This is a genomic window from Flammeovirga pectinis (assembly GCF_003970675.1).
GTDB classification, from domain to species: Bacteria; Bacteroidota; Bacteroidia; order Cytophagales; family Flammeovirgaceae; genus Flammeovirga; species Flammeovirga pectinis.
The window spans coordinates 595454-610544 of the sequence record NZ_CP034562.1 but is presented as its reverse complement, the minus strand read 5'-3'; the positions used below and the strand labels follow the sequence as shown (position 1 = coordinate 610544).

The following is a 15091-nucleotide window of genomic DNA, read 5'->3' as shown; positions in this document are numbered from 1 at the left end:
ATCAAAAAATGAAAGCTAAAGTTCCTCAAAGTTTTGAACAAAAAAAAGTCCTCAGAACTAAGTTTTCAATTCTGAGGACTTTATATTTAGTTAATTAACTTTTAGCTTTGAAGCATCTTCAAAATTGTTGTTAATTTTCTTTTCAATTCTCTTCTGTTAACAATCATGTCAACAAATCCTTGCTCTTGTAAGAACTCTGCACTTTGGAAACCTTTTGGTAAATCTTTACCAATTGTTTCACGAATTACACGAGGACCTGCAAAACCAATTAATGCATTAGGTTCAGCAATATTTAAATCGCCAAGCATAGCATAAGAAGCAGTAACACCACCTGTAGTAGGATCTGTTAATAAACTGATGTAAGGTAAACCTGCTTCATCAAGTAATGCTAATTTAGCAGAAGTTTTTGCCATTTGCATTAATGAGAAACCTGCTTCCATCATACGTGCACCACCAGATTTAGAAATCATTAAGAAAGGCATTTTGTTTGCCAATGCATGATCAATTCCTCTAGCAATTTTCTCACCTACAACAGAACCCATAGAACCACCAATAAAGCTAAAGTCCATACAGCTTACAACTAAATCTAAGCCATTCACTTTACCTACTGCTGTTCTACAAGCATCTTTTAAACCAGTCTTTTTCTGACTAGCCGCAATACGATCTTCATAAGTTTTACTATCCTTAAAATTTAAAGGATTACCTGAAGTCATATTTGTATCTAATTCTTCGAATTTATTTTGATCAAAAATGATTTCAAAATATTCTTTTGAACCAATTCTAACATGAAATTCATCGTCAGGGCATACGTAAGCATTTTCACGTAACTCCTGCATATGTATGATCTTGCCTTGGTTTGTTTTATACCAAAGACCGTCTGGTGAATCTTTCTTTTCACTGGTAGGGGTTTGTATCCCCTGTTCCTTTCTTTTGAACCAAGCCATAGGAAACTTCTATACTGTGTGTAGAAATAAAAATCTATGTACATACTAAATGTACATTTGGACCGTAAAGATATTCATAAACATAAGACGACAAAAGTCTATTAGTATGTTAGCATACTTTTTTTTCTATTTTTTATTATTTTTTTGGCTTTAATCTGTACTGTTACATGTATATAGGGTGTTTTCTTAAAAGCCTAAATAATTATAAATATTCACATATAAGATTCCCTTTTTTAGCAAATTGATACTTTAACTGATAATTATAGGTAAATTAATATTACTAAAGTCACCAAAATCGGACTACCATAATCGATATACTTGTTGTATATTTGTGCTGCAAATTTGCATAAGTAGTTTATGCATGCTATCACAAATTATTCAAAATAATATTATGTCTTTTAACATTAACGACATTAAACCAGGTGTTATCACTGGTGAGGACGTAGAGAAAGTATATCAGTATGCTCTTGAAAAAGGTTTTGCACTTCCTGCTGTAAACTGTGTTGGTTCTAACTCAGTAAACGCTGTAATGGAAACTGCTGCTAAATTAAAGGCTCCAGTTATTATTCAATTCTCTAACGGTGGTGCTTCATTTTACGCTGGTAAAGGTGTTAAAGGTGAAGGTCAAGCTGCTGCAATCGCTGGTGCAATCGCTGGTGCAAAGCATGTACATGAATTAGCTGAAGCTTATGGTGCTCGTGTAATCTTAAACACTGACCACTGTGCTAAAAAATTACTTCCTTGGATCGACGGTCTTTTAGACGCTTCTGAGAAACATTTTGCTGAAACAGGTAAGCCTTTATTTTCTTCTCACATGATTGACCTTTCTGAGGAGCCATTAGAAGAAAATATGGAAATCTCTTGTAAGTACTTCGAGCGTATGGCTAAAATTGGTCAAACTCTTGAAATCGAATTAGGTATCACTGGTGGTGAAGAAGATGGTGTTGACAACTCTGACGTTGATCCTTCTCGTCTTTACACTCAACCTTCTGAAGTTGATTATTCTTACGAAAAATTAGGTGCTATTGATCACAAATTCTTAGTAGCTGCAGCTTTCGGTAACGTTCACGGTGTTTATAAGCCAGGTAACGTGAAGTTAACTCCTTCTATCTTAGATGATTCTCAAAAATATATCGTTGAGAAGCATGGTACTGAATCTAAAAAACCAGTGAAATTTGTATTCCACGGTGGTTCAGGTTCTTCTTTAGAAGAAATTCGTGAGGGTATCTCTTACGGTGTAATCAAAATGAACATTGACACTGATACTCAATGGGCAACTTGGGATGGTATTCGTGGATACGATGCTAAATACCATGATTACTTACAAGGTCAAATCGGTAACCCAGAAGGTGCTGACGAACCTAACAAAAAATATTACGATCCTCGTAAATGGTTACGTGTATCTGAAGAGTCTATGATCGCTCGTTTAGAGCAAGCATTCTCTGACTTGAATGATGTAAACATCTTCGATAACTAAGATTTGAATGTTTCTGATTTAATTCAGTGTCTAGTCCGTCCATAGCGTTACAGATTTAGACTACTATATATTGATAGCATCGGGTGTAGACTCGGTGCTATTTTTACTTTTATAAGTTCTCATTTTTATTTCACTTTGCTGATGCATCTCAACAGGTGTCTTCATATAATTACTCCAATGAGGCCTTTCATTATTGTAAATATATACAGATTCTCTAATAAATTTATTCATCAAATCGAGATCATTAATTTTTATTCCTAAAATAAATTCTTGCTTAAGAATTCCGTTTATTCTTTCTGCTACCGCATTTTGATAAGGGTCGTAAGATTCCGTCATCGAGCACACTATTTTATTTTCCTGAAGATGTCGTTGATACTCATGACTACAATATTGTAGTCCTCTATCTGAATGATGTATCATTGGTAAATCAACATAGCTTCTATTGTGTACTGCTTCTTTTAATGCTGCAATAGCTCCATTTGCATTCAAACTATCTGATATATTTAACCCCATTATTTTCTTAGAATAGGCATCTGTTACCAAGGAGAGGTACATTGGGTTACTTCGCTCACCTATGTAAGTTATATCAGAAACTAATACTTGTTCAGGTCTTTTTATTTCCAAGTGTTCAATAAGATTTTTATGCTTTTTAAACCTGTGATGAGAATTTGTAGTGACATGATATTGTTTTTTAGGCTTGATATCGAGTCGATTAGCCCTCATGATATCAAAAAGCTTATCTCGACCTACATTTAGTAATTGCAATTCAGGAAGAAGTAATTGATATAATTTCCTTGTCCCTATTTTAGTTTGCTTCAAACGAATTTTTTTCACTAAGTCTACTACTTTAGATGCAATACTATTATTGTTTTTTACTTTCCTTTTCGAACGATAATAAATTTGTCGATTTAACCCAAGCAATTCATAAGTCGGTTTGACTCCTATTTTTTCTTCGTTTTTGAATTGGTCAACTGCTTGGGTAAAGACTTTTTTCTAATCGGAATATTAAACTCATCCTCAGCAATATCGATCATCATATCAAAGAAAATTGCTTTTTTATCTGTTACGTAGAGTTGTTTTTCTAAAGAAGCTTTTTGCTTCTCTAATAATAGAACCTTTTGTTCTAGCTCCAATAATTTTTGTTCTGGTGTCTTTCCCATTTTTAAATCAGATTTATTATCCCAATCTAAATTACCATACTTTCTTATCCAAGTACGGACCGTAGCATGACCTTGGATTCCATATTTAAGTCTTGCAGCTGTTATACCTATTTCTCCTCGTTCCACTTCATCTACAACTTGTAATTTAAAAGAGTAGCTGTAATCTTTTTGTGTGCGCTTAGTGTACTGATATTCTTGATGATCATTCATAATGTTACGTTTTGTGTAACACTAATTCAGGACGAGACACAGTTAATATAAAAAAGGGTTCTAGATTAATTTCTAGAACCCTTTTTGCTATTTAAATGGCTACCTATATTTCATAATCAGGCATTTTCCACTTACCAAATAACTTTTTAATATTTTTCTTTAAGAAACCAGAAGTTTCATAAGCTAATTTAGGTTCTTGTAATGGTCTAGGGTCAATCTTTTCAAAATGAGTAGAAATAACTGCTGAATACTGATACTTATCAAAAAATATTTTTAGTACTGTTCTATATTCTTTAAAGTTCCAATAATGATAAATGTAAGATTTCAATAACTCAAAGCCCCTACCTTTTTCATTAGAGAATATAACTGAAAAAGAAAACTGTTCAGAAACATGAGTTTGTCGGTTTTTATGAATACTATCAGAAAATAGTAACACTTTATCTAACAATTCTTTATCAGATTTTTTAAAACCCAAAACTCCTGCATTATACATTGTTTGTTTCAATGGGAAATCTCCTTCCTCCTCAAAACGGATTTTTAGATATCTTGTTAGTTTTTTATGTACTATATTTTTTTTATTATCTACAATAATACCTTCATCATCATGCATCAATAAGATATTATTATTTATTTTTTCAAAAATCAAGTCTGAGTTTTCAATAAAAATTGTATCAGTATCTAAATAGAGAAGATTAAAATCCTGTTCAATAGTCGAACTATTTAAATAATCGAGGAGAACTTTTATTTTAACTCTATGAACAAATGAAAACACCCCTTTCCAGTCAATTATTTGCTCATTAGTTATAGTTCTAAAATCATATACATACTTCTGAGGTAACCGTTGCTCTAAATAACTTACACTATCAGTGTAAATTACTATAAGGTCAATTGTATTTTCATACTTTGATAAGGAATGAATTGACATGATACATTCATTCAGAATCTCTTCCATTCCGTAAGCCTGGTATATGATTATATTCTTCATTTCATATAATTTTATGCATAAAAAAACAAACTACTTCAAAATAGAAATAGTTTGTCTTTTAATATATTTTCTCTTGAATTATTTATCAAGAATTTGATCTAATCGATTTCCTTTTGCTCTTATAACCATATCTGCAATAGTTAAAGCAGACATTGCTTCTACAATTGGTACCGCTCTTGGAACAACACAAGGATCGTGTCTTCCTTTTCCAGATACTGTAGCTTCATTTCCATCCTTATCAATAGAATCCTGATCTACCATAATTGTAGCAACAGGCTTAAATGCTGTACGAAAATAAATATCTTCACCGTTAGATATTCCACCTTGAATACCTCCTGATAAATTTGTTTTTGTTCTAATTTTTCCAGCATCATCAGCATAGAAAGCGTCATTATGCGTAGAACCTCTTAATTTAGTTCCTGCAAAACCACTACCGTATTCAAAACCTTTACAAGCATTGATACTTAGCATTGCTTTTCCTAATTCTGCATTTAAACGATCAAAAACTGGTTCACCTAAACCTGCAGGTACACCAGAAATAACACAAGATACTATACCTCCAATAGTATCTCTATCTTTTCTTACTTGATCTATTAATTCGATCATTGCTTCTGCCTTTTCAGCATCTGGACAACGAACTATATTTTTTTCTACTTCAGCAAAATCTAAAGTAGTATAATCATCAGATACTTTAATATCACCTACTTCAGAAACATAAGCATTAAACTTAATTCCTAAGCTATTTAAAAATTGTTTTGCTACTGCTCCACCTGCAACTCTTGCTGCAGTTTCTCTTGCAGAACTTCTACCTCCACCTCTATAATCTCTATTACCATATTTTGCATGGTAAGTATAATCTGCATGAGAAGGTCTGAATACATCTTTAATATGAGAATAATCCTTACTTCTTTGGTCTTGATTCCAAATAAGTAATCCAATAGGTGTTCCAGTTGTAACGCCTTCAAAAACTCCAGAAAGAACGTCTACAGAATCCGCTTCTTTTCTTTGAGTTGTAATTTTTGATTGACCTGGTTTACGTCTATCTAATTCATTCTGAATTTCCTCTAAGTCAAATTGTACGCCTGCAGGACAACCATCTATTGTTACACCAATAGCTTTGCCATGAGATTCGCCAAAAGTTGTGATTCGAAATGCTTTTCCAAATGTATTCATCGCCTTACTTTGATAGTTCTACTAATAAAAAATGCTTTTTTTTCCTTATTATTTTAAAAGAAACACACTTTCAACCCCGAAGTTATGATAAAATTATAATTGATTACAGTTTCCTAACTATCTTCAAGTTATATTTGTGAGGTTTTTCACTAAAAACTAGAAAAAAATGGAATACAGCTTCTTTATTTATGATCAAATTATAAATATTAAGTTAAAAGGAGATTATTTAGGGTTACCTAAAGAAAAAATTTTAATTCGAGATGCAAAGATTTTCACAAGGTCTGGTAATATTGATTTTGTAGTGGATGCATCAGAGGTAAATCACATGAATAGTGGTGGGTTAAGTATGCTTGTGCGATTGTATACTGACATTTCTCAACATAAAGGAAAAATGTTAATAATATCACCACCTGAACAACTGACAAAGTTGTTAAAGATCACGAAACTAGATAAAGTATTCCAAACAGTAACTAGACGTGGAGAAGCAATGCAATTACTAAGGTTAAACCGTAGTTAATTGCATAATTTATTATTGAAAATTAATACAGGACTATAATATAATTCTATTAAGAATGGATATTCTTTTAGGTATGCAGTGGGGAGATGAAGGAAAAGGCAAAGTTGTCGATGTCCTTGCTCCAAAGTATGATGTTGTTGCACGTTTCCAAGGTGGACCCAACGCAGGACATACTTTAGAATTCGATGGTAAGAAGTTTGTACTTCACCAAATTCCTTCAGGTGTTTTCCAAGAGGGAACAGCTAATATTATTGGTAATGGTGTAGTACTTGACATTCGTATTTTCCGCGAAGAAATTGAAAAATTAGAAGCAGCTGGTTTTTCAATTAGAGAAAAAATACTTCTTTCTAAGAAAACACACTTAATTATTCCTACACATAGATTGCTTGATGCTGCCTATGAAAAGAGTAAAGGTGATCAAAAAATTGGTTCTACTTTAAAAGGTATCGGACCAACTTACCAAGATAAGTCTGCACGTGTAGGTTTAAGAACAGGTGATTTATTTGCTGAAAACTTTCAAGAAAAGTACGATGCTTTAAAAGCTAAACACATTGAAATCTTAAACTTCTACAAGTTCGATTTCACTGAGCAATTACCTGCAATGGAAGAAGAATTCTTTAGTGCTATTGAGTTCTTAAAGAAACTTACTTTCGTAAACAGTGAGTACTTTGTAAACGATGCTTTAAAAGCAGGAAAAAAAGTATTAGCAGAAGGTGCTCAAGGTTCTTTACTTGATGTAGATTTTGGTTCGTATCCATTTGTAACAAGTTCTACTACTTTTGCTGCAGGTGCTTCTACTGGTTTAGGTGTTGCTCCAAATGCTCAGAAGAATATCTTTGGTATCTTTAAAGCATACTGTACTCGTGTAGGTTCAGGTCCTTTCCCAACAGAACTTTTTGATCAGGTTGGAGAAGACTTACAAAACTTAGGTCATGAGTTTGGTGCTACTACAGGTCGTCAAAGAAGATGTGGTTGGTTAGATCTTCCTATGCTAAAATATGCAGTAATGCTTAACGGTGCTACTGAATTATTTATGATGAAGGCAGATGTAATGAATACTTTTAAAGAGATCAAAATCTGTACGGAGTATATTCTAAAAGATGGTACTACTACAACAGAAGTACCTTACGATTTAGAAGATATTAAAGAATCTGTTTATACTACGCTAAAAGGATGGAATCAAGAAGTGGATGTAAAGCTTCCATTTGAACAACTTCCAACTGAATTATTAGAGTACGTTAAATTCATCGAAGATTACATTGGTGTTCCTATCACAATGGTTTCTATGGGACCAGATAGAGAGGAAACAATTATGAAGTAATTTATAAGCTTCTATATATTAAAAGTGAGTCACTTCTTTTCGAGGTGACTCACTTTTTTTTACTCTCTTAAAAAGAGATAGGATAGATTTTCTTACTAATTATTTTTATTCAAAATTGTTGCAGATGCTTGTGCTGTTGGGTAAACAACAAGGTCTGCAATATTTACATGGCGTTTTCTTGATACCATAAAATAGATAATATCAGCAATATCTTCTGCATATAATGGATCGTAACCTTTATACACATTCTCTGCTTTTTCTTTATCTCCTTTAAATCGCACTTCAGAAAATTCTGTATTTACTAACCCTGGGTGAACAGCACCAACTCGAATACCAAATTCATTAAGGTCGTAACGCATTGCTTCGTTTAAAGCATTTACAGCAAATTTTGATGCGTTATAAACATTTCCATTGGGATAAACATCTTTACCTGCAATTGAGCCTATATTTATAATATGCCCTGCCTTACGCTCTTTCATCTGATTAATAATAACTTTAGAAACATACAATAATCCCTTTACATTAATATCAATCATGGCATCCCAGTCATCAACATTTCCATCTTGAATAGGAGATAAACCATGTGCATTCCCAGCATTGTTTACTAAAATATCTATTACTTTAAACTCATCTGGTAATGAGTTTAGTTTACTAAATACAGCTTCTTTATCTCTAACATCAAAAGACAAAGTATGTACATTCACTTTTTCTTTTAGCTCTTTTTTTAATTGATCTAATCGGTCTTGTCTTCTACCACAAATAATTAAATGTATACCATGCTCTGCAAATAATTCTGCTGTTGCTTTACCAATGCCAGAGGTAGCTCCTGTGATTAATGCTGTCTTACTCATTTCTATCTATTTTTTTAAAACACATAAACGACATTTCCATACTACTTTTTTCTATTTGATTTGGTGGTATGAAAGAATGAACAATATGTGAATTGAATTGGAATTTTAATGACTGATAATTTTTATTAAATAGCTTTATTAGGTGATCTTCTCTCATATCCCATTGGTGAGTAATTAAGAGTAAAAAGCCATCCTTTTCTAACTTATTTTCTATGGATTTAAAGAGCTGACTTTCTCTTTCTAAATCTTCGGGCTGACAATGTATTACTGCATCTAAAAGTATTATCTGATACATCTGACTAATTTTGTAGTCAAATATATCTGCAACTTCCGTATCAACTTTTTCCAAAGAATTTTTAATTATAGAGATACCTTCTCTAGAATAATCAACAGCAGTAACTTTATAGCCTAACTTTGTAGTAGGAATTGTAGTTCTGCCCTGACCGGCACCTAGATCTAATAAATTCCTTTTAATTTTAATCTCCTCTAAAAAATGAATCAATTCTGGATAAGGATTTCCAAATGCATTAGGTGACTTATAAAAAGAATCCCAACCTTCGATCTTATTAATTTCCAAAATTTATTTCTGTATGATCTCCCAAATTTAAACTTTGAGCTATTCCTTTTAAAGTTGAATCATGACCAACCAAAGAGTTTTTTAATAATAAATCTTTAAGGTCTGTATATGCTCCAATAATTGAATTTTGAAGGTTACAATTATCAATAATTGCATCTTCTCCAATTACAACATTAGGCCCAATAATTGAATTCTTGATTATAGTATTCTTACCAATTTTAACAGGCTGAATTAGAATAGAATTTTCACATTTTAAATCATCATCTGTTGTTGCCTGAAAACCAGGACGCCCCAATAGAGTAGCATTAGCTTCTAATAAAGATCTTTTTGCTCCACAGTCGTACCAATTCCCTACTTCTTGAATATCAAAATGAGCTCCCTTTTCTACCATCTTCTGTATGGCACCTGTAATAACTATTTCGTTCTGAGATGTTATATTATTTTCTATAACCCAATCAAGGCATTCAATAAATGTAGGAACATCAACTATTTTATAAATACCTACTAACCCTAAATTAGATTTTGGTATAGTTGGCCTCTCTACAAATTTCTTTACTTTATTACCCTCTATTACTTCTGCCACCCCAACTTTACCAGGATTATCAACTTTCTGAATTCCTACTACAGAATTTGGGTTTGCCAGCATTTTCTTTGCATCAAAATTTACAATAGAATCTCCTAAACAAATAACTACTTCCTTTTCATCTTTAAATAACTCATGTGCAACATAAACTGCATGAGCAGACCCTTCTCTAGGTATTTGTACTACAAAATTAAATTGAATTTTTGTATCTTTGTAATTATCAAGAATAAAAGATTCTATCCTTGCTCCCATATAACCTATTACAATTATAAAGTCATCGAACCCTGCATCGATAAATATATCAATAATATGAGCGATAACAGGTTTTCCCGCGACTGGTAATAAGGCTTTAGGTTGGGTATTAGTTAGAGGTCTTAAGTTTGAACCTCTACCTGCAACTGGAATAATTACTTTCATGTTTTTATAATATAAAGTGAATGTTCAAATATAATCTACAATTAAGAACTCTCACGAAATTTTAAACCAATTAATTCGATTTTTAATTGAATATAATCACAACTAAATAATTCGATTTACTAATATAGCTAATAGTAAACCTATTTTTAATTCACACACGTATTCTTAAATTAAATAAAAATGAAAAAAGCAGTAATTTACATTTCTGTTATTGCATTTGCACTAACATCTTGTTCAGGCGATGGCAAGAAATCCGAATCAGCAAAAGCAGAAAAAGTAACTAAAGAAGAATGGAAAGTAGCTTCTTCTATGTTCGGAGTTTTGCCTAAAACAGCACCAAACCCAGAGAACCCATTAAATGATACTAAGATTGAGCTAGGAAAACTACTTTATTTTGATACTCGCCTTTCTAATGAAGGAAATATCAGCTGTAACTCGTGTCATGATTTAGCAACTTTTGGAGTAGATAATAAAACCACATCTCCGGGTGATACGGGTGAATTTGGAGAAAGGAACTCACCTACAGTTTACAATGCAGCTTTACAGTTTACTCAGTTTTGGGATGGAAGAGCAAAAGATGTAGAAGAACAAGCAATAGGACCAATTTTAAACCCTATTGAACATGCAATGCCACACGAAAAAGCAGTAATTGATAGACTACAAGAAGTAGCCGAATATGCTAAATTATTTAAGAAAGCATTTCCTGATCAGAAAAACCCTGTGACTTATCAAAATGTAGGAAATGCAATTGGTGCTTTTGAACGAACATTATTATTCCCTTCCAGGTTTGATAGGTTCTTAGCGCAAGAAAGTAATGCATATTTACTTTCTGCAAAAGAAGCTCAAGGTCTTAGAGATTATCAAGAAGCTGGTTGTGTTACTTGCCATTCTGGAAATATGTTTGGAGGGAATATGTACCAGAAATTTGGTTTATATGGAGATTATTGGAACTTAACTGGTTCTAAAAAACATGATGAAGGTAGAAAAGATGTCACGGGGAAAGAAGCTGATAAATATTTATTTAAAGTGCCGACCCTAAGAAATGTAACGAAAACAGCTCCTTACTTTCATGATGGATCTGTTGCCAAACTTGAAGATGCTGTTAAGATTATGGCAAAATTACAATCAAACAAAGACATCACAGATGAACAAGCTTCTAATATCACTGCGTTTTTAGGTACACTTACTTCTAAAATACCAGCAGAAATTACAAAAGCACCTGTTTTACCTTAATAAAAAAAACTGAAAATATAAAAGCTCTATTTGATGATTCATATAGAGCTTTTATACATTTAAAATGCTTCTCTTATTCCAAAATACCATATAAAACCATCTTTACTGTATGTTGTATCTAATCTTACATTAATTCTTTCGTAAGGTAAAATAGCATATCGAACTCCAACACCAACAACAGGTAGCCATTCTGCTTCCGTAAAATCATTATAATAGCCAAAAACTTTACCGTTCCCCAAAAGTCCCATAAATCTTAATCTATTATCAAATAAAGGGGTAGTCCATCTATATTCAACTTCAATATTTAAAGCATTTTTATCAACTCTCCTTCCTGACTGATACCCCCGTTGTACATCGCCATTTACTCTACCATAATAAGAGAAATTAGCAACCTCTGGATCTCCTGCTAACAAATTTGCATAAACTTTTGCGGCTATAACATGCCTAGAATTTTTATTGATAGACCAAAAACCCATTATTTTAAGTAGGTTAGCAAAATAAGCATTTGATTTACCTCCAGAATTAAAGTATTGATATCCTGTATAACTCAAAAAGTAACCTTTATAAGGATAGTTTACATTATCTCGAGTATCAAAATCCATCTTGTAAGCAACTCCATTATTTCCAGAACTGCCCGCTAATCCATTTGCTTCAACTAAAGTATCTGCTCTTGAATTATTACCTTCAAAATCAATCTTTTTATAATTATAGCCTAAACCCATGTACAATTTATTGTAAACTCTTCTCATTAAATAAGAGTCAAACTGAAATACATTCTGCTTTGCATCGGCTGTCGTAATATTTGTTGTATCTACATCTAGCGTATTATCATATACATTATAGAGAGAAATATCTTTATTTAATCCGCCACCTCCAGCCCGAACGCGTACCCTCCAAGTATCTTCTTTTAAATATAGTTCATTATTAAAACCAGCTATATAAGAGTTATTTGTGGTATACATTCCATAAAAAGAAGTCATAGAAACAGGAGAAATTGTATCTCCTTTAGATGGATAATAGGTTAACATTGGTGCTACAAAAAGCCCAAACTTAATAGATGGATCGTACATTGGTCCTGGTACAACCCTCAGTTTAACACCTTTTCTTTCTTCAACTGTATTAAACTTTGTCATTTCTTTCTTTCCTGACTTCTTTTTCTTGTCAGATTGAGCATTGATAGTGAAATTGATAGAAAATAACAGTAACAATACTATATAAAAAGAAGAGCATTTTGATAAATACATATTTGTTTTCTTTAGGTGTGGTATATGAAAGTACCCAACAAGTACCTAAAAGAAAAAGGGAAGATACTTTTTACAGTACCTTCCCTTTTATATGTAATAAATTATCAGAATATGACAATATTATTTTTTCTCATTCGTCATGTTAATAGGCTGCCCTGTTGTTTCAAGAACTGACCACCATAATGAACCATCAACATCTATTTTCTTTCTTGAAGCAGTTGCTACAGGAATAGGTAAATATGTGAACTGGTTATGCCAACGTCCAACAACAAAGTCAGTAAGACCAGCCATTGCACCATGCACTGCGTTTAAAGCTAAATCATTACAGAATACACTATCTGCAGGGATAGCTACTTCTGAACGAATAATATATGACGGATCAATATATTTAACTGTAGCTTCAATGCCTTCACCTGTAAAGAATTTACCGATTTCATCCTTAAGGAATACTCCGATATCTTTATGCTTTACATTACCAGACTTATCTTTTACTTCATCGCCTTCATCAAAAAGATGTTGACCTGCTCCTTCTGCAACTACTACTAGCGCATGATGACGGTCTACTACTCTTGATTTTAACGCTGCTAAAAATCCTTTTTCCCCGTGAAGGTCAAATTTAGATTCTGGCACTAATACAAAGTTTACGTCAGGCATTGCCAAAGCTGCATTTGCTGCAATAAAACCAGAGTCTCTACCCATTAGTTTTACAATTGCAACACCATTATATGCACCAGTTGCTTCGTTATGAGCATCTCTTACCACAGCTGCAGCCGTTGTAAAAGCTGTATCAAAACCGAATGTTTTGGTCATAAAATTAACATCGTTGTCAATAGTTTTAGGGATCCCTGCAGTAACGATTTTTAAACCTCTACGTTTAATTTCTTCGTTAATTACATGGTTACCTGCTAAAGTACCATCACCACCAATAGTAAATAATATGTTGATATTTTCTCTTTCAAGAGCATCAACCATTGCAGAGATATCTTGACGACCTCTTGATGAACCTAAAATAGTTCCACCAAATAAGTGAATATCTTTAACAACGTCTGGAGATAATTTAATCATTTCATGGCCATACTCAGGAATAAATCCTTGATAACCATATTGAATACCCCAAATGTTTCTTACTTTATATCTGTAGTATAATCCATTAACTAATCCACGAATTACATTATTAATTCCTGGACACAAACCACCACAAGTCACAATTGCAGCTTTTGTTTTAGATGGATCAAAATAAATTTCTTTTCTAGCACCTGCTTTTAAGAATGATATTGGATCTTCACTCGATTCTTTATTAGCATTATATGCTTCTATTGAAGCATCAAATATAATCCTTCTTGAATCGTCAATAAATTCTTTATCTGGAGCTTCTTCGGCGTAGTTTTTAAAAATCGGAGATAATAACGTGGCTTTACCTAATCTATTAACCTCAAAATCTGATCTTTTCAAGTCGTTCATGAGATAATCTTTCTTTTTATATATTTCAAGTTTGAAAACACGAATAACAGTATTTTAAATCTAAAAAAGGATGACAAAAGTAACCCTATTTAAATGGATCTTTATTTCATGCAACCTTTAAGGTTAAAGCATGTCTTTAAAGCATAATACTATTAATTTCACACAATATTTAGTTTGTTAATTGTTGTTATTCAACATTAATAAAAATATTGAAACACAAAATTACAATAAAAAATGAATTATAAATTTATTCTTAGTACTCTTCTTCTCCTTTTTACAACTTTTCTATATGCTCAAGAAGAAACAACGAGGAGTTTAGATAATTTTGAAAAAATAAAAATTAGCGGTTCTTTCGATGTCGAGGTTTCACATAGCAACGAAAACACTGCGACTATAATAGTACATGGTAAAACTAAAACTACTGATATCATTACAGAAATAACAAATGGGAAATTAAGTATTTACCCTCGTAAAGGTGTTCGCAATGTAAATGCTGAGGTAAGGATTTCTTACACTGAAAAATTATCTGGAATAAGTTTTTCAGGTTCATCAGATATTATATCAAAGGGTATATTAGAAACTGATGATATTGAAATTGCAGGTAGTGGTTCTGGTTCTTTTAGTGGCGAAATAAATGCAAATACTATAGAAACATCATTAAGTGGTTCTGGTGAATTGTACCTTAAAGGAAATGCTAATAGTTTATCTATCTCGGTAAGTGGTTCTGCAGATATTGATACGAAAGGATTAGAAGCCAAAATTGTTACAATATCTGTAAGTGGCTCTGGCGATGTTGATTGCTTTGCTACTGAAGAAATTACTGCTAGAGTTTCTGGATCGGGAGATATTAGATATAAAGGTCAGCCTACTCGCACAAAGATTAAAGTGAGTGGTTCTGGTGATATAGAACAAATAAATTAAGACTCCATTTAAAATAG

General features: G+C 32.5%; 15 protein-coding genes. 5 read left to right on the top strand and 10 right to left on the bottom strand.

The features are described 5' to 3' along the window. Window positions 1-101: 101 nt before the first annotated feature. Window positions 102-944 carry an acetyl-CoA carboxylase, carboxyltransferase subunit beta gene (gene accD / locus EI427_RS02515; protein WP_126611258.1) on the bottom strand — a complete coding sequence of 281 codons (843 nt, stop codon included), beginning with the start codon at window positions 942-944 and terminating at the stop codon, window positions 102-104. Between the two features lie 391 nt (window positions 945-1335). On the opposite strand from accD, the gene fbaA reads away from it, so the two are divergent. After that, complete coding sequence (gene fbaA / locus EI427_RS02510; RefSeq protein WP_126611256.1) at window positions 1336-2421, top strand: class II fructose-bisphosphate aldolase; 1086 nt, start codon at window positions 1336-1338, stop codon at window positions 2419-2421. 63 nt (window positions 2422-2484) lie between these two features. On the opposite strand, the gene EI427_RS02505 is transcribed toward fbaA, so the two are convergent. The 4 genes from EI427_RS02505 to aroC all read right to left on the bottom strand — a co-directional run bounded on the left by EI427_RS02505 (window position 2485) and on the right by aroC (window position 5949). After that, window positions 2485-3342: an IS3 family transposase gene (locus EI427_RS02505; protein ID WP_205727892.1), complete on the bottom strand. Its 858-nt coding sequence runs from the start codon at window positions 3340-3342 to the stop codon at window positions 2485-2487. 20 nt (window positions 3343-3362) lie between these two features. Further along, a complete protein-coding gene (locus EI427_RS26120; protein ID WP_205727839.1) occupies window positions 3363-3791 on the bottom strand; it encodes a transposase in 429 nt (142 codons plus the stop codon). Window positions 3792-3894: 103 nt separating this feature from the next. Then, on the bottom strand, window positions 3895-4776 hold the full coding sequence (locus EI427_RS02500; RefSeq protein WP_126611254.1) for a hypothetical protein: 882 nt from the start codon (window positions 4774-4776) through the stop codon (window positions 3895-3897). Window positions 4777-4854: 78 nt separating this feature from the next. After that, window positions 4855-5949: a chorismate synthase gene (aroC, locus tag EI427_RS02495; protein ID WP_126611252.1), complete on the bottom strand. Its 1095-nt coding sequence runs from the start codon at window positions 5947-5949 to the stop codon at window positions 4855-4857. 166 nt (window positions 5950-6115) lie between these two features. On the opposite strand from aroC, the gene EI427_RS02490 reads away from it, so the two are divergent. Together EI427_RS02490 and EI427_RS02485 are read left to right on the top strand one after the other, a co-directional pair. Beyond that, window positions 6116-6466 carry an STAS domain-containing protein gene (locus EI427_RS02490; RefSeq protein WP_126611250.1) on the top strand — a complete coding sequence of 117 codons (351 nt, stop codon included), beginning with the start codon at window positions 6116-6118 and terminating at the stop codon, window positions 6464-6466. 55 nt (window positions 6467-6521) lie between these two features. Beyond that, the gene (locus EI427_RS02485; RefSeq protein WP_126611248.1) at window positions 6522-7787 is read left to right on the top strand and encodes an adenylosuccinate synthase; all 1266 of its coding nucleotides are present in this window, start codon (window positions 6522-6524) and stop codon (window positions 7785-7787) included. 95 nt (window positions 7788-7882) lie between these two features. Here the strand turns inward: EI427_RS02485 and EI427_RS02480 are convergent, their stop codons facing one another. From EI427_RS02480 to EI427_RS02470, 3 genes are read right to left on the bottom strand one after another with little or no spacing between them, the layout of a single operon-like run. Then, window positions 7883-8638 carry an SDR family NAD(P)-dependent oxidoreductase gene (locus EI427_RS02480; protein WP_126611246.1) on the bottom strand — a complete coding sequence of 252 codons (756 nt, stop codon included), beginning with the start codon at window positions 8636-8638 and terminating at the stop codon, window positions 7883-7885. Beyond that, entirely contained in the window at window positions 8631-9215 is a 585-nt protein-coding gene (locus EI427_RS02475; RefSeq protein ID WP_170178372.1) for a class I SAM-dependent methyltransferase, read from the bottom strand. Before EI427_RS02475 ends, EI427_RS02480 begins: the two co-directional genes overlap by 8 nt. After that, complete coding sequence (locus tag EI427_RS02470) at window positions 9205-10215, bottom strand: sugar phosphate nucleotidyltransferase (RefSeq protein WP_126611242.1); 1011 nt, start codon at window positions 10213-10215, stop codon at window positions 9205-9207. Before EI427_RS02470 ends, EI427_RS02475 begins: the two co-directional genes overlap by 11 nt. Before the next feature lie 180 nt (window positions 10216-10395). On the opposite strand from EI427_RS02470, the gene EI427_RS02465 reads away from it, so the two are divergent. Next, window positions 10396-11448 carry a cytochrome-c peroxidase gene (locus EI427_RS02465; protein ID WP_126611240.1) on the top strand — a complete coding sequence of 351 codons (1053 nt, stop codon included), beginning with the start codon at window positions 10396-10398 and terminating at the stop codon, window positions 11446-11448. A gap of 59 nt (window positions 11449-11507) precedes the next feature. Here the strand turns inward: EI427_RS02465 and EI427_RS02460 are convergent, their stop codons facing one another. After that, on the bottom strand, window positions 11508-12692 hold the full coding sequence (locus EI427_RS02460) for a BamA/TamA family outer membrane protein (protein ID WP_126611238.1): 1185 nt from the start codon (window positions 12690-12692) through the stop codon (window positions 11508-11510). 120 nt (window positions 12693-12812) lie between these two features. Next, on the bottom strand, window positions 12813-14153 hold the full coding sequence (locus EI427_RS02455; protein WP_126611236.1) for an ATP-dependent 6-phosphofructokinase: 1341 nt from the start codon (window positions 14151-14153) through the stop codon (window positions 12813-12815). Window positions 14154-14387: 234 nt separating this feature from the next. On the opposite strand from EI427_RS02455, the gene EI427_RS02450 reads away from it, so the two are divergent. After that, window positions 14388-15074, top strand: a complete 687-nt coding sequence (locus tag EI427_RS02450; RefSeq protein WP_126611234.1) for a head GIN domain-containing protein — start codon at window positions 14388-14390, stop codon at window positions 15072-15074. The last annotated feature ends 17 nt before the right edge of the window (window positions 15075-15091 follow it).